The sequence below is a fragment of the Nocardia sp. NPDC047038 genome (assembly GCF_040644075.1).
GTDB lineage: Bacteria > Actinomycetota > Actinomycetes > Mycobacteriales > Mycobacteriaceae > Nocardia > Nocardia sichangensis.
Window position 1 is genome coordinate 1,431,837 of the sequence record NZ_JBEYVQ010000001.1, and the last position, 13,122, is coordinate 1,444,958.

18 protein-coding genes are annotated in these 13,122 nt (G+C 70.1%); 7 read left to right on the forward strand and 11 right to left on the reverse strand.

Annotated features, from left to right (window positions below):
* Nucleotides 1-60: 60 nt before the first annotated feature.
* From ABZ824_RS06880 to ABZ824_RS06900, 5 genes are all read right to left on the reverse strand, one after another.
* Nucleotides 61-429 carry an STAS domain-containing protein gene (locus tag ABZ824_RS06880; protein ID WP_355077611.1) on the reverse strand — a complete coding sequence of 123 codons (369 nt, stop codon included), beginning with the start codon at nt 427-429 and terminating at the stop codon, nt 61-63.
* 452 nt (nt 430-881) lie between these two features.
* Nucleotides 882-1,139 (reverse strand): DUF4235 domain-containing protein, encoded by a 258-nt coding sequence (locus ABZ824_RS06885; RefSeq protein WP_355077613.1) that lies wholly within the window; start codon nt 1,137-1,139, stop codon nt 882-884.
* A complete protein-coding gene (locus ABZ824_RS06890) occupies nt 1,136-1,531 on the reverse strand; it encodes a DUF3618 domain-containing protein (RefSeq protein ID WP_356962096.1) in 396 nt (131 codons plus the stop codon). The genes ABZ824_RS06885 and ABZ824_RS06890 overlap by 4 nt, the downstream gene beginning before the upstream one ends.
* Complete coding sequence (locus tag ABZ824_RS06895) at nt 1,528-1,944, reverse strand: phage holin family protein (protein ID WP_356962097.1); 417 nt, start codon at nt 1,942-1,944, stop codon at nt 1,528-1,530. The genes ABZ824_RS06890 and ABZ824_RS06895 overlap by 4 nt, the downstream gene beginning before the upstream one ends.
* A gap of 179 nt (nt 1,945-2,123) precedes the next feature.
* On the reverse strand, nt 2,124-2,672 hold the full coding sequence (locus ABZ824_RS06900; protein ID WP_356962098.1) for a TerD family protein: 549 nt from the start codon (nt 2,670-2,672) through the stop codon (nt 2,124-2,126).
* 338 nt (nt 2,673-3,010) lie between these two features.
* Between ABZ824_RS06900 and ABZ824_RS06905 the strand changes: the two genes are divergently transcribed.
* Nucleotides 3,011-3,301 (forward strand): hypothetical protein, encoded by a 291-nt coding sequence (locus ABZ824_RS06905; protein WP_356962099.1) that lies wholly within the window; start codon nt 3,011-3,013, stop codon nt 3,299-3,301.
* Nucleotides 3,302-3,313: 12 nt separating this feature from the next.
* Here the strand turns inward: ABZ824_RS06905 and ABZ824_RS06910 are convergent, their stop codons facing one another.
* Nucleotides 3,314-4,465 carry a glutamate--cysteine ligase gene (locus ABZ824_RS06910; protein ID WP_355077621.1) on the reverse strand — a complete coding sequence of 384 codons (1,152 nt, stop codon included), beginning with the start codon at nt 4,463-4,465 and terminating at the stop codon, nt 3,314-3,316.
* Between the two features lie 146 nt (nt 4,466-4,611).
* On the opposite strand from ABZ824_RS06910, the gene ABZ824_RS06915 reads away from it, so the two are divergent.
* A complete protein-coding gene (locus ABZ824_RS06915) occupies nt 4,612-4,947 on the forward strand; it encodes a hypothetical protein (protein WP_356962101.1) in 336 nt (111 codons plus the stop codon).
* A 72-nt stretch (nt 4,948-5,019) separates the two neighbouring features.
* Nucleotides 5,020-5,970, forward strand: a complete 951-nt coding sequence (locus ABZ824_RS06920; protein ID WP_356962103.1) for an FAD-dependent oxidoreductase — start codon at nt 5,020-5,022, stop codon at nt 5,968-5,970.
* Nucleotides 5,971-5,995: 25 nt separating this feature from the next.
* Here ABZ824_RS06920 and ABZ824_RS06925 read toward each other — a convergent pair whose 3' ends face one another.
* Nucleotides 5,996-6,373: a hypothetical protein gene (locus tag ABZ824_RS06925; protein ID WP_355077627.1), complete on the reverse strand. Its 378-nt coding sequence runs from the start codon at nt 6,371-6,373 to the stop codon at nt 5,996-5,998.
* Nucleotides 6,374-6,581: 208 nt separating this feature from the next.
* Between ABZ824_RS06925 and ABZ824_RS06930 the strand changes: the two genes are divergently transcribed.
* Complete coding sequence (locus tag ABZ824_RS06930; protein ID WP_355077629.1) at nt 6,582-7,847, forward strand: helix-turn-helix domain-containing protein; 1,266 nt, start codon at nt 6,582-6,584, stop codon at nt 7,845-7,847.
* Here the strand turns inward: ABZ824_RS06930 and ABZ824_RS06935 are convergent.
* Nucleotides 7,787-8,557, reverse strand: coding sequence for a histone deacetylase (locus tag ABZ824_RS06935; RefSeq protein ID WP_356962105.1), 771 nt, complete (start codon nt 8,555-8,557; stop codon nt 7,787-7,789). The genes ABZ824_RS06930 and ABZ824_RS06935 overlap by 61 nt on opposite strands.
* Nucleotides 8,558-8,690: 133 nt before the next feature.
* Nucleotides 8,691-9,614 carry a LysR substrate-binding domain-containing protein gene (locus ABZ824_RS06940; RefSeq protein WP_356962106.1) on the reverse strand — a complete coding sequence of 308 codons (924 nt, stop codon included), beginning with the start codon at nt 9,612-9,614 and terminating at the stop codon, nt 8,691-8,693.
* A gap of 118 nt (nt 9,615-9,732) precedes the next feature.
* On the opposite strand from ABZ824_RS06940, the gene ABZ824_RS06945 reads away from it, so the two are divergent.
* Together ABZ824_RS06945 and ABZ824_RS06950 are read left to right on the forward strand one after the other, a co-directional pair.
* Nucleotides 9,733-10,719 (forward strand): putative sulfate exporter family transporter, encoded by a 987-nt coding sequence (locus ABZ824_RS06945; RefSeq protein WP_356962107.1) that lies wholly within the window; start codon nt 9,733-9,735, stop codon nt 10,717-10,719.
* 123 nt (nt 10,720-10,842) lie between these two features.
* A complete protein-coding gene (locus tag ABZ824_RS06950; RefSeq protein ID WP_356962108.1) occupies nt 10,843-11,238 on the forward strand; it encodes a PPOX class F420-dependent oxidoreductase in 396 nt (131 codons plus the stop codon).
* Here ABZ824_RS06950 and ABZ824_RS06955 read toward each other — a convergent pair.
* The gene (locus ABZ824_RS06955) at nt 11,235-11,498 is read right to left on the reverse strand and encodes a helix-turn-helix transcriptional regulator (protein WP_356962109.1); all 264 of its coding nucleotides are present in this window, start codon (nt 11,496-11,498) and stop codon (nt 11,235-11,237) included. The two genes, ABZ824_RS06950 and ABZ824_RS06955, sit on opposite strands and share 4 nt — an antisense overlap.
* 102 nt (nt 11,499-11,600) lie before the next feature.
* Between ABZ824_RS06955 and map the strand changes: the two genes are divergently transcribed.
* Nucleotides 11,601-12,365, forward strand: a complete 765-nt coding sequence (gene map / locus ABZ824_RS06960) for a type I methionyl aminopeptidase (RefSeq protein WP_356962111.1) — start codon at nt 11,601-11,603, stop codon at nt 12,363-12,365.
* Nucleotides 12,366-12,369: 4 nt separating this feature from the next.
* On the opposite strand, the gene ABZ824_RS06965 is transcribed toward map, so the two are convergent.
* A complete protein-coding gene (locus ABZ824_RS06965) occupies nt 12,370-13,086 on the reverse strand; it encodes a glyoxalase (RefSeq protein ID WP_356962112.1) in 717 nt (238 codons plus the stop codon).
* Nucleotides 13,087-13,122 lie beyond the last annotated feature (36 nt).

Genomic DNA, 13,122 nt, shown 5'->3' on the forward strand with positions numbered 1-13,122 from the left:
GGCGACACGGGGTCGAAACCGCGTCGCGGGCTGAGCGGCACCGATGCGGTGCCGGGAAGCTCAGTTCGGCGCCTGGGTCTCGTTCACCGCGAGCGCGTCCTCGACCGAGTCGAACACCGTGAGCAACCGGTCCAGCGCGGTCACCTCGATCGGCCTGCGCGCGGCGTCGCTGGGGACGACGCGCAAGCCACCGGAGCCGGTGGCTTCCGAGGCCGCCAGCAGGACGCTCAGCCCGGCGGAGCCGAGGAACCCGACGTTGGTCATGTCCACCACGACGGCGGCGGGTGCGTCGCGTAGCGCCTCGTCGAGAGCCGATTGCAAGCGCGGCGCGGACGCCATGTCTATCTCGCCGTGCACGGTGACGACCACCGTGTCCTCCGCCGACCGCACCTCGACCTCCAGCGCCCGGGGCGCGCTTTCGGAACTCACAATCCACCTCCCGTGCCGGCGACGCGTCCTCGGCAGTACGCCACGTCGACCTCCGCTCCGGTTCACGTCTCTTGCGCACGGCTTCTCGGCGCAGAGAGCGACCACTCCGCGGCCAACTTACCCCATCCCGTCGTGCGCTAATCACACTGTGCGCCCGCTCGCGCCTCCGACCAGGCGGTCTCGTGCGGCCGGACAAGCTCCTTGCGCCGGTCCGACAGCTCCCCCGACCGTCGCTCGGCGGCGCCGTGACACAAGAGCCGACCGAAGGGGCCGATCCCATCAGCGGCCCGACGAAGCATGCCCGTCGTGCACCGCCGAGGCGGACGATCGACCTCGGTGACCGGTGCGGCTTCACGATAATGCCGGGATGCGGACGCACACCGAATTGCCGCCGTGACTCGAGAATGTCGAGTCACGGCGGCAGTGATTTCGAGCTGCGGCGATGCGCCGCGTTATTCCGGCCAAGTGCCGGTGAGCGATTCGTAGCCCGTCGCGCCCGCGCGGTCGATCGCGGCCTTGACCAGGCCGAAAACCGCGCCCTGCAATGCCGCGGCGAAAAGCACCTCGCGCCAGGAATGATCCCGCGCGGTCGACGTCGGGGCCTGCCGCTCACCGGTGATCTGCTTCCACACCTTGGTGAACACGGCGTTCGCCGCGAGGCCGCCGAGCACGCTGATCAGCAGGCCGAGTGGTTTGTAGAGCGTCTTCATCGCCGCCTCCGCACGATCTGCCAGACCACGGCCGCGAGCACCGCCGCGCCGAGGGCCGCGGGAATCGGATGGGCGCGCAGTGCGCCACCGGCCTGCCTGCCGCGTTCGGCCACCGGCTCCGGCGTGGCCGCCGCCACTCGGTGGACGAGCTCGGCCGCGCCCGTCCTGGCCTGCTGGGCCTTGTCCGCGACGGTGAGCGCCGCCTCGGACGCCGCGTGCTGACTCGCCTCGACGGCGTCGTGCGCCTTCTCCTTGCTGCGCGCGGGCACATCGAGTTTGTGGCCGAGCTCTTCGACGGTGCGCCCGAGATCTGCCCTGGCCTGGTCGCGGTCGCGCCGCAGGGCCGCGACGTCGTCGGTGGGCCGCTCGGCCCCGGGTCGGCTGTCACTCATCCCCGCCTCCTGTCCTTGATCACCTCGATGTCCTCGCGAACGCCCTCGACCGCTTCCTGCGGGATCGGCGGATTCGCCTCTTCGACGCTCTTCTTCCCGGCCAGACCGAGCACCGCCGCGACCACCAGCAGCGCGCCCGCGACGATCAGCGCGGACGCCCAGCCCGGCAGCACCTCGGTGAGGCCGAGCACCGCCGCGGCGACCAACGCCGCCCCGCCGTAGAACGCCAGTAGCGCCGCCACGCCCGCCAGGCCCGCTCCGAGGCCGAACCGTTTGCCCTTCTCCCGCATCTCGACGCGAGCGAGCTGGAGTTCGTCGCGGATGAGCCGGGACACCTGGGTGGTGGCGTCCTCGACCAGTTCGCTGACCGACCGTGCGTTCGTGGGCGGGCGAACCTGTGTCGTCCCGGTCATGAGACCTCCTTCGGCATGTCACACCTCCTGCCCGGCGACTACCCGCGCGTCCGAATTCCAATCGGACGCCGCGGCCGGTCCGGCGGGGGAGGGGCGTGCGACGCGCGAAGCGGCCGGCGCCGGACCGTAGCTCGCGATGAAACCGAAGCCGTTGCGGCGCAAGCCGAATCGCTACGAGGTCATTCGATGTACGGGCCGAGCAGCGGAATCGCCTCGATCGGGTGCCGCGCCCGCAAGCCCGCGCCGACGTCCTGGAAGTGCCAGGCGCCCTCGGTGCGACGCACTCGGCCGAGCACCAGGCCGGTGTGCGAGCCGCCGCCGGTCAGCTCGTGGCGGGCGAGCTGGGTGCCCGCCACGGTGTCGATCACGCGGCAGTACGCGTTCGCGATCCGCTCGAAGGTCTGGCCGGTGTAGCAGGTGATGAGGAACAACACCGTCGTCACCTGCGCGGCGAGACGGGACAGATCGACGCTGATGATCTCGTCGTCACCCTCGCCTTCACCGGTGATGCTGTCGCCGTGCAGGCGGACGGCCCCGTCGGTCGAGCTGAGCTGCTCGTGGTACACGACGTCGACGAGCCGGTCCGCGGCGAAGAGCAAGGCCGCGACGTTGAGATCGATCTCCTCGCGCCGGCCGAAGAAGCGCGAACGGGCGGCCGGATCCCAGCCGAGCGCCACGGTGACGTGTTCGAGCGGGACGCCACGCTCGTCGCGGAGCTCGGTGCGCATCGGTGATCTCCTCTGCGTCGGAAAGCGGGCGCGGGCGCGGCGGCCCCCGGCGCGTCCGCCGACGTTCCGGGCCGTAACCATCGGAAGGACTTCGGCGGACGAGGAGCGTACCCGTTTTCGGTGCGAATATGGCGAGAATCCAATCCGCGAGACGGTGCGCCGCGAAGTCAAGGCATGCGGGTTGGCACGAGGCAGGTGCGCCGAGACCGCGGTGCGGGTCCATCCACGCATGGTCGTACGCCTGCGGAGTCGGCGGTCCGTTCGTGCGTCGAGGTCGCGGCGAGGCCGCGATCGGCGCACCCAGGGCTGCCGGTCGGGTCGGTCGAAGGTGACCGGCGATGACCGGCGCCGAGCCGTGTCGCGCGAATCTGCTCGATCTGGCGTACCCGTACGCGATGGACGCGGTGGCCGAGATCGAGCGCAGGCGCATCGAAAACCGCGTCGCGACAGCCGAATCCGGCACCGCAGCGGCGTTCGCCGGCGCGGTGCGGCGTATCCGGGGCACGTTGGCGGCACTGAGCGCGACCGCCGCGGTGAATCCGCCAACCACCCTCGAGTCGAAGATCCTGCGGGCGATCGATGATTCGAGTTCGAGCGCGGACCAGCGCGGCCGACCACGCAGCGCATAGCCACCGTGGTGCTCAGCTGAGCGGCGCTCCGGTCGCCGGTGTCGCGCGGGAACTTCCCGGCTGGTCGCAGCCTTCGAGGGTCGAGCGCGCCACCTCCTCGACGACGTCATCGATCTCCCCGCGCGCCCGCAGCGCCGCGATCTGTCGGTGCGCGCCGTTGCCGCGCGCGAGCAGGCGGCCGAACGCCTCGTCGACGAATCGGCGGTCGCCCGCGTCCTCCAGCGCGGGCGCGGCGTAGTCGATCAGCCGGCACAGCAGGTCGCGCACGGGCGCCACCGTGCCGTCACGAGGGTCGACGCCGTCTCCGGCCAGCCCCGAACGCGCTGCCTTCCAGTACGCCGCCCGCAACATCTCCGCGGGCACCTGCGGCGCGAGCTGCCGCGCCGCCAGCGATCTCTCCGCCATCACGACGACGGCGCGCACCAGCGCGGCCAAGAGCGCGGTCTCCTCGACGGTGGCCGGAATGTCGCTGACCCGTATCTCGACGGTCGGGAACGAGACCGAGGGGCGGACGTCCCAATAGACCATCTGCTTGTCCAGGATGCTGCCGCTGTTGAGCATCATCGCGACCATCGCCTCGTAGTGCCGCGCGGATTCGAAGTACGGAGGTGGTCCAGCGCTGGGCCAGCGCCGCCACAGGATGCTGCGCCAGCTGGCGAAGCCGGTTTCCGTGCCGCGGTAGATGGCGGAGTTCGCGGTCATCGCGAGCAGTTGCGGCAGCCACGGCCGCAGGTGGTTGCTGACCTGGATCGCGGTTTCGACGTCGGGGATGCCGATGTGCACGTGACAGCCCGACAGCCCCTGCTCGTGTGCGAGCATGCCGAAGTTCTCTTCGATGCGCTGGTAGCGCGGGGTCTCGGTGACCGGGAACTCGTGCGGGACGGTGGGCGGGATGCCGACCGCGAGCAAGCGGGCGTCGTTGCGCTCGGCGCAGGCGGCGATGCCGCGGCGCAGGTCGCGCAACTGCTGGTGCAGTGCGCCGATATCGGTGTGGACCGCGGTGCTGGTCTCCACCTGACAACGGGTGAGTTCGAGTTGCAGGTCGATGCCGAGTTCCTCGGCGGTACGCGCCACCTCGACATTGCGTGCCAGCGGTTCGCCGGTGCGCGGGTCGACGAGCAGGAACTCCTCTTCCACCCCGATGGTCAGCCGCCCATCGTCCATGGATTGGCATTACCCACGGGCCGACGGGCTAGTCAACCGAACGAGTCGCGTTCGCCGATCAGTTGCCGGTCGGCTTCGACGCGGTTTGAACGGCCGGAGGGCGGCAACGCGAACGACGACGGGGGCGCAGGAGAAGGGGTTGTCGCATGTTTCGGATCGCTGCACGTGTCGCCGCTACCGGGGGCTGCGCCGTGATCGTCGCCGCTGCTGGCGCGGGGGTGGCCGCCGCGGGACCGACGTTGTCGGCGGACAGCCAGGAGGAGGGCGCCATCGCGGTGGGCAGCCAGCGGCCGTCGGAGAACTGGAACTGTGTGTTGATCGGCTCGGCCGAGGCGGCCGGTCCCCGGGTGGACATGGCCGGGACCGGCGAGAGCCGGGGCGGGTTCGCGGAGGGCAGTACCGTGGCCGCGGCCTGTGCCGGGCCGCAGTGGCCGGTGGTGGCCATGACGACCGGTGTCACATCGCTCGACGATGCCGACTGATCGATCCGCCCCTCCCATGGGCGGTGCTGCGGGAACAGCGCTGGGCGGGTAGGGCTCGATACTCTCGCTCCCATGCGGATCGTCGTCCTCGGCTCGGGCATCTCGGGTCTGTCCACCGCGGCCGAACTGCTCCGAGCCCGGCACGAGGTCATCGTCGTCAGCGCCGAGCCGATCACGGCGACGACGTCCTTCCTGGCCGCGGCGGTCTGGTTTCCGACGGCCGCCGGTCCCGCCGATCGCGTGCTGGCCTGGAGCGAGACGACTTTCGAGCACTTGGCGGCGCTGGCCGCCGCCGGTGCGCCGGGCGTGCGGATGTGCGCGTCCATGGCGCTGTATCGCGACGAGCCCGCGATTCCCGCGTGGTCGCGGTCGGTGCGCTCGTTCCGGCAGGCCGATCGGGTGGACCTGCCTCCTGGCTACGGATTCGGATTCCGTTTCGAGGTTCCTTTGGTGGAGATGCCTACCTACCTGCCGTTCTTGAGCGCGCAGGTGCACGCGGCAGGCGCGCGTCGCGTGCCGCGTGCTGTGCGGAGCCTCGATGATCTCGCGGACCTGTCGCCGGACGTCGTGGTGAACTGCGCCGGTCTGCGGGCCGCCGAGTTGGTGGGCGACCCGGAGGCGTATCCGATCCGCGGCCAGATCGTGCGGGTCGCGAACCCCGGGCTGTCGGTGTCGGTCCGCGACGAAGCCCATCCGCTCGGTCGCGCCTACGTCCATCCCCGCGCGAACGATTGCGTCCTTGGCGGTTCGCTGGACACCGGCGAGTGGGACACCGCGCCCGACCCCGACCTCACCCGATCTATCCTGCGGCGCTGCCGCGATCTGGTCCCAGGGCTCGACGGCAGTGAGGTGCTGGACGCCGTGGTGGGACTGCGCCCCGGTCGCCGGGAGGTCCGCGTGGAACTCGACACCGCCGTGCTACCCGGCACGCCCGTCGTCCACAACTACGGCCACGGCGGCTCCGGCATCACCATCGGCCACGGATGCGCGCTGGAGAGCGCCGCGCTCGTAGCGGCGTTGTGAGCAGCGGCCGGTGCGTCGGTCGCGCTCAGTTGGCGTAACTGCGCGCCACCACCGAGTTCAGCGTCTCGAGGAATTCGCTGAGCACGCCGGGCTCGACCCGGTCGCGCGCGGTGCGCCGTCCGGGGGAATCCGTGGCGGGTGCGGCGAGGCCCGCGTCGACGCTGTCGCGCAGGACGGCGTGCACCGCTTCGATCGGGATGCCCGCCTGGGCGCATCGGGTCGCCGCGTGCTCGAACCGGCCCAGCGCGAGACTGCCCGCCGCCTCGGCCGCGTCGACCAGGACGAGGGCCAGTTCCAAGCCCATTCTGATCAGCGCGTCGGGACCGCCGCGATGGGCGCCACGAGTGAATCTCGCGGACACTTCGGTGATGTCCCGATCTTCTTCGTGCGGGCCGATGTTCATGGCCCTCCCTCCGCGCGGCGACCCTGCTGCCACCGACGTTACGACGGGGATCGAAAGAATTCGACCGCGCGATGACGACTTGTGAGGCTTCACAGACGCGCGTCGCCCGGTTCGGGTGGTGTCCCCAACCAGGGGCTTGGACCTCGGCACGCCGACCCGGTCAAGTTACCGTGGAGTACTTTCCGCGATCGGGGAGGGAAGGAGTCACATGTCCATCACCGATTCGGCAGGCCCGGATCTGACCCTGTCGGGCCGCCCGGCCAGTTCTTCACTGCGGGACGTGCGGAATCTGTCGCGCAAGATGGTCGGCCATTTCATCGAGACCGTCGCGCACTGCCGGACGCTCCCCGGTGAGGCGCTCAACGGCGACATCACCAACATCACCCGCCTGTGCCTGGAACTGGCCGTCAGCATGCTCGACGGCAGTGACATCCCGGAGAAGACCCTCCTGCTGCGCAACGCCGCGGCGGGCTGGGCGCGAGAAGGCATTCCGATCGACACCATCCACCACGCCGTGCACGAGGGATTCAAGCTCGGCTTCGACCTGATCGTGGCGAACGCGACCGCCGCGGACTTCGACAGTCTCAAGGAGATCAGCCGCCGCCTGCTGGAGATCCTGGACACCATCACCTCGACCGTCTCGCGGGCCTACGTGACCGAGTTGCGCGCCGTGGTCGGCGAGCACCACACGGCCGCGCACACCCTCGCTTCGGCCTTGCTCGGCGGGCACCCCACCTTCACCATGGCCCGCGAATGCGGAATCCAGATCGCCGACTCGTATTCCGTTGTCGCCCTGGCGATTCCGCCGCACCCGGAGGAGCGCAACCCGCATCTCGACGGTGCGGTGGTCGCGCGGCGGAAGCTGCGCCGAGTGCAATCCGAACTCGCCACCCGCTGCGGTGAATCGGTGTTGTCGCTGCTCAGCGTCGACGGCGGCACCATCCTGCTACCCTCCGCGTCGCCGGAGGACAAGTCGCTGGACGAACTGGTGGACAGTCTCGGCCGCGCCGCGCAGGTGCCGATCGTCGCGACGGTGATCGCCGCGACCCCGGTCGAAGTGCCGACGGCCGCCGACCGCGCGCACGAGCTGCTGGACATGGTGCAACGGCTGCGCTGGACCCGCGGACTGTTCCGCTTCGACGATCTCGCGCTCGAATATCAGCTCACTCGGCCCGGACCCGGACTGGAAACCCTGCGCACACTGCTCGACCCACTCGACGAGCACCCCGAACTACTCGAGACGCTCAAACGTCATATCGGTACGAATCTCAATCGCCAGCGCACGGCGCGATCGCTGCACATCCACACCAACACCGTGGACTACCGGCTCAAGCGCATCGGTCAGCTCACCGGTTTCGACCCCGCCCAGGCATCCGGGGTGTGGTACCTGCGTGCGGCGTTGGTCGCCCGCAGCTACCGGGACTCCGAGGACGAATCGCCGGTCGGTGCGTGGGCGGGGGCGGTCTCCTCATAGGTTCGGCGCACCACTTCATCGTCGCCGAGCAGGGCATGGACCGTCTCGGGGGTCCAGCGCCGGTCGGCGCCGGGCCGAGTGGCGAGGTAACCCGCGGTCGCGCGGGCGGACCAGCCGTGTGCCGCGCGCAGGCCCGCGGCCAGATACCGCAGGTAGGCGGCGGCGGGCGGATTGCCCCGAACGTCGCGACAACGCCACGGGGCGGTGAAGGTGAGCACCGGGTACCCGGCGTGCGTTCCCGCGCAGACCAACGTTTCGTAGCGTCCCGGGCCGAGGGTCATTGTTCCCTGCGCGATCGCCTTGCTGAGATCCATGTCCGCCCCCGGGGCGCGATACATCTCTTGCGCCACGATGTCGGAGAACTGGGCGGTGGTGAGCAAGTGGGCGTGCACGGCCATCTCGCCCGGGCAGTCGGGGTCGTAGAAAGCGCGGCCGCCGGTCCAGGTCAACGATTCGGTGGCGAAATACAGCACGCCCCGGAGCAGGAGGGGCGTCGAGCGGATCGGGTCGGCGTTGTCGCGGCAGCCGGGCAGGGTGAGTGTTCCGCCTGCGGGCCTGCCACCGCGAAGATAGGTCCGCAGCCTGGCCAGACTCATATTCGAGCCGTACGCGGCGTACCAGACCGGATCCGTTCGCACGGGCGGCTCGGACCGACTCACGTCCGGTCGCGCGCTGGGCGCTGTCGCGCCGTCGGTATGCCAGGCCGTCATGGCACCCATTCTCGACTGTTCGCGACGTGGCGCCCACCTGACATTTCCGGCCGAAGGACGCGGTCGGCCGCCGGCGCATCGTCATTCCTTGCCCGTCGGCCGGGTGGGTGCCCGTGTGCGCGGACCGAGTGCTTCACCGGTTGCGCGCCACGCCGCCGTCCGTGGCGCACCGGACCAGCGCTTCCGCGGGCCCGGACGGAGGAGCTTGCCGACGCCAGATGACACGGAATTCCCGGGTGAGCACGACGGAGTCGGCCGTGGGCACCTCCACGAGGGTCGCGCTGTCCAGATCGGGCGCCGCGATCAACCGGCTCAGCACCGCGGGTGCGACTCCGGCCCGCGCAGACGCGACGATCGCCGCCGCCGAGCCCAGTTCGGCGGCCGGTCGGGCAGGCTGGCACTCCGCGCCCAGGATTTCCCACACCGTGTCGCGGGTGCCGGATCCAGGCTCGCGCCACAGCAGGGGAGTGGTCGCGAGTTCGCGCAATGTCACCGGCCGTCGGCGGTGTGCCCACCGGTGGCCGGGCGCGACCACGACAACCAGATCGTCGGCGCCGAGCACTCGGCTGCCGAGTCCGGGCGGCGGGTGCGGTCCCTCCACGAAACCGATGTCCGCCCTGGCGTTGCGGACCAGTTCCTCGACATGCCGGGTGTTGTCGACTTCGAGGGATACCGCCACCTCCGGATAGGACTCGCGGAAAGCGTCGAGCCACTGCGGAATGCGATGGTCGGCGATGGTCTTCGACGCGGCGATCCGCAGGTGTGGCACCTGAGCGGCGTGCAGCGCGGCCACACCCGCGCCGAAGGCCCGCGCCGCGTCGAGCACGGCTTGCGCGTGCTCCACGACCGAGCGCCCCGCGTCGGTGAGCGCCGACCCGGTGGGCCCGCGATCCAGCAACCGCAGCCGTAACCGTCGTTCCAGGGCGCTGATCCGCATACTCGCGGCGGGCTGACTGATGCCGTGCCTGCGCGCGGCCGCGCCGAGGCTGCCCGACTCCGCGACGGAGACCAGCAGGTCGAGCACCTCCAGATCAGGTGTTCCTGGCGGCAGCGTCATGGGCAGATTATGAGCCTGCTGCGATGGCGCGGCATTCCCCACCCCATCAGCGCGGCTTATGAGGTGCTGTCGTCCCGACGGCTACCCGGACAGATCGTTTGCCGCGATCGTTGTCGAAATGACGCATCTTCGCCGGGACGGGCCCGGCCTTCTGGTGGCAGCGGTGCTCGCCACCGCCGCGACTTTCCTGGGCGCGGTGTGGCCCGTCCTCGGCGTGCCCGTGCTCGCCCTGGCCGGTGGCGCGATGTTCGGTGTTTTCGCACGCCGCACCGGGGACGAGCGATTCACTCCCGGGCTGGCCTCGGCGCAGCAACGATTGCTCGGCGCCGCCATCGTCCTGCTCGGTCTCGGGTTGCCCGTCGGCGCGGTGGTCGGCGTGGGCCGCGGCACGATAGTCGTACTGATCGGCACATTGCTCGTCGGCGCCCTTGCCGCTCTGTTCGTCGGCAGGCTGCTGGCCCTGGACCGGGAGTCGGCCATCCTGGTGGCGGTGGGCACCACCATCTGCGGAGCCTCCGCCATCGCCGCCGCCACGGCGGTCATCAAGCCCGACCGCGAGCGGACCGCCTACGCACTCGGCACCATCTTCGTCTTCAATGTCGTCGCGGTGCTGGTATATCCGCCGCTGGGCCACCTGCTCGGCCTGTCCGAGCAGGCATTCGGATTGTGGGCGGGCACCGCCATCAACGACACGTCCTCGGTGCTCGCCGCCGGTGTGGCGTTCGGATCCGCCGCCGCGCACTTCGCCGTCATCGTCAAGCTGGTGCGCAGCCTGGCGATCATCCCGCTGTGCGTCGGATTGCACTTCGGAGGCCGGCGCGATTCCGGCGTCACGCCACTGTGGCGCACCATTCCGCTGTTCGTGGTGCTGTTCCTCGCCGCGTCGGCCCTCGCCGCCACCGGCGTGATCCGGCCCTCGTGGACGACCGCCCTGAGCCATGTGAGCGCCTGGCTGATCGCCGCCGTCCTGGCCGCCGTCGGCACCACCCTCACGCCGCAGCGCCTACGCACCGCAGGCCATCGCCCCCTGCTCTTCGGCGGCATCCTCTCCGTCATCCTCGGAATCTCCAGCCTCGCGCTGCAATTCGCCACCGGCTGGTGGTGAGCAACATACGAATTGCGGTGGTGGCTCGGCGGACACGGTTGCCGCCACCTACGCCCATACACGTAATCGCGAACCGTCCTGCGGTCGGATGTCGCCGCCGTCGCGCGGGCCTACCGTTGCCCTATGACGTGGAACGAGATGAGCCAGAGCAAATACGTGCGGCTGACCACCTTCAAGAAGGACGGGACGCCGGTCGGCACACCCGTGTGGGTGGCTCCGGATGGTGACCGGATCGTCGTGTGGACCAATCCCGAGACCTGGAAGGTCAAGCGGATCCGCCGCAATCCGGACGTCACGCTGCAGGTCTGCGACGGGCGCGGCCGACCGACGGCGGCGGAGGTCCTGCCGGGCAGCGCGCGCATTCTCGACGCGGACGGCACCCAGCGCGTGCGCGATGTGGTCGCGGACAAGTACGGGATCATCGGCAAGCTCGCCATTCGCGGGCACAAGCTGCTGCGCGGCGCGAACGCGTCCGTCGGGATCGCGATCGCTCCGAAGGCGACAGTCGATCCGGCCTAAGCGGATTCGGCGAGACCGGCCGAGCGCCAGATGTCCGCGAGATCGTCGAGCGGGATCGAGAGCGCCTGTGCCAATGCCACCACGGTGCCGAAAGCCGGCGAGGGCAACCGTCCGGTCTCGATCTTGCGCAGCGTCTCCGGTGAGATCCCGGCGGCGTGGGCGACGTCGGTGAGTTCGCGGTTCGCGCGGGCCGCGCGCAGGGCGGCGCCCAAGCGGCGACCCGACTCGATCTGCGCGGGGGTCAACGGGAGGCGGACCATGCGCTCAGGCTACGGACGGCAGTGCGAGGTCGCAAGACGGATTGGTATTAAAATACCGGCGCGGCTAGGGTGGTATTAAAATACCGGCGCACTGGAGGAATGATGGTCGAGTTGAAGAGCCCCGCGGAGATCGCGCGGATGCGAGTGGCGGGGCGCTTCGTCGCAGACGTGCTCGCCGAGTTGCGCGACCGGGCGCGGGTAGGGGTGAACCTGCTCGACCTGGAAGCCCACGTCCGAGAACGCATCCGCGCGCGCGGAGCCCAGTCCTGCTACTGGGACTACGCGCCCTCGTTCGGGCGAGGACCGTTTCGCAATACCGTCTGCCTGTCGGTGAACGACGCTGTGCTGCACGGACTTCCGTTCGACTATGCCTTGCGCGACGGCGACGTGCTGACCATGGACCTCGCGGTCGGCATCGAAGGCTGGGTCGCGGACGCGGCGACCACGGTCGTGGTCGGCTCGGCCGCGGAGGAGGACGTGCGGCTGGTGCGGGCGACCGAGGAGGCGCTGGCCGCGGCGATCACGGTCGCGGTGCCGGGCAACCGGATCGGCGACATCTCTGCCGCCATCGCCGAGGTGGCGCGTGCGTACGGCTATCCGGTGAACACCGAATTCGGCGGTCACGGCCTCGGCCGCACCATGCACGAGGACCCGCACGTGCCCAACGACGGCCGCCCGGGGCGCGGCTATCGATTGCGCCCCGGACTCACCATCGCGATCGAACCGTGGTTTGCGCGCACCACCGACCGCATCGTCACCGATCCGGATGGCTGGACCATCCGTTCGGCGGACGGCTCCCGCACCGCGCACTCCGAGCACACCATCGCGATCACGCCGGACGGGCCGCAGGTGCTGACCGCGGCGTGAGGGTCTAAGTCTCCGACAGCCAGGAAGACAGGTCGTCGGAGGCGCGTAACTCGTCGGCGATGAACGCGCGTTCCTCGGCGGACAGTTCCATCGCGCGCAACTCCGCCCGGAATCCATCGGCTCCGCCGGGGTCGCCGGTCGCGACGGCGAGTTCGGCGAGCGCCGCCAGTGCCCGCGCCACGTCGAGCCGGGGCGCTTCGCTGCGGAACCGGCCGAGACCGACCTCGAGCACGCGGAACGCGGCCTTGTCGTCGGTCTTGAAATCGCGCAGGATGCGGGCGTTGTCCAGCACTCTGGACAGCCCGTCCAGCTCCTTCGATCCGCCGTACTCCACCTTCGGGGGTTCGTCGCGCTGGATGTAGATCACCTGGTTGCCCGCTGGATCGATGACGGTGAACCGGGACTGCCCCGGCCGGAAGCGGGTGATCCGGGGCAGGCCCTTGGCCGGGATCTTGCCGTAGCGGCTGCGCAGCGCCGCGGAGAAGGCTCGATGCCTGCTCGCGACGTCGTCGACCATCACGAGGCAGCCTGCGCGTTCGGCGGGGATGTCGGCGTCCTTCGGCGCGGGCACGAAGTGCAGGGCGCAACCGTGGTCCTCCACCGCTCCGTAGACGTAGGGACGGGTCTGCTCATGGGTCACCGTGTAGCCCAGCGTCCGGTAGAAGTCGAGCGTGTCGGTCAGGTCGCCGGTCCAGAGTTGCGGTACCGCCGTGTCGGCCATGAAAACTCCCATTTACCTGCGGTAGTCAATTTTGAC

Coding starts and splice junctions, on each gene's coding strand:
- map (WP_356962111.1), top strand. CDS start 11,601: ATGGTCGAGTTGAAGAGCCCCGCGGAGATCGCGCGGATGCGAGTGGCG.
- ABZ824_RS06890 (WP_356962096.1), bottom strand. CDS start 1,531: ATGAGTGACAGCCGACCCGGGGCCGAGCGGCCCACCGACGACGTCGCG.
- ABZ824_RS06910 (WP_355077621.1), bottom strand. CDS start 4,465: ATGGACGATGGGCGGCTGACCATCGGGGTGGAAGAGGAGTTCCTGCTC.
- ABZ824_RS06955 (WP_356962109.1), bottom strand. CDS start 11,498: ATGGTCCGCCTCCCGTTGACCCCCGCGCAGATCGAGTCGGGTCGCCGC.
- ABZ824_RS06965 (WP_356962112.1), bottom strand. CDS start 13,086: ATGGCCGACACGGCGGTACCGCAACTCTGGACCGGCGACCTGACCGAC.
- ABZ824_RS06950 (WP_356962108.1), top strand. CDS start 10,843: ATGACGTGGAACGAGATGAGCCAGAGCAAATACGTGCGGCTGACCACC.
- ABZ824_RS06945 (WP_356962107.1), top strand. CDS start 9,733: ATGACGCATCTTCGCCGGGACGGGCCCGGCCTTCTGGTGGCAGCGGTG.
- ABZ824_RS06940 (WP_356962106.1), bottom strand. CDS start 9,614: ATGACGCTGCCGCCAGGAACACCTGATCTGGAGGTGCTCGACCTGCTG.
- ABZ824_RS06920 (WP_356962103.1), top strand. CDS start 5,020: ATGCGGATCGTCGTCCTCGGCTCGGGCATCTCGGGTCTGTCCACCGCG.
- ABZ824_RS06895 (WP_356962097.1), bottom strand. CDS start 1,944: ATGACCGGGACGACACAGGTTCGCCCGCCCACGAACGCACGGTCGGTC.
- ABZ824_RS06915 (WP_356962101.1), top strand. CDS start 4,612: ATGTTTCGGATCGCTGCACGTGTCGCCGCTACCGGGGGCTGCGCCGTG.
- ABZ824_RS06935 (WP_356962105.1), bottom strand. CDS start 8,557: ATGACGGCCTGGCATACCGACGGCGCGACAGCGCCCAGCGCGCGACCG.
- ABZ824_RS06925 (WP_355077627.1), bottom strand. CDS start 6,373: ATGAACATCGGCCCGCACGAAGAAGATCGGGACATCACCGAAGTGTCC.
- ABZ824_RS06900 (WP_356962098.1), bottom strand. CDS start 2,672: ATGCGCACCGAGCTCCGCGACGAGCGTGGCGTCCCGCTCGAACACGTC.
- ABZ824_RS06905 (WP_356962099.1), top strand. CDS start 3,011: ATGACCGGCGCCGAGCCGTGTCGCGCGAATCTGCTCGATCTGGCGTAC.
- ABZ824_RS06930 (WP_355077629.1), top strand. CDS start 6,582: ATGTCCATCACCGATTCGGCAGGCCCGGATCTGACCCTGTCGGGCCGC.
- ABZ824_RS06885 (WP_355077613.1), bottom strand. CDS start 1,139: ATGAAGACGCTCTACAAACCACTCGGCCTGCTGATCAGCGTGCTCGGC.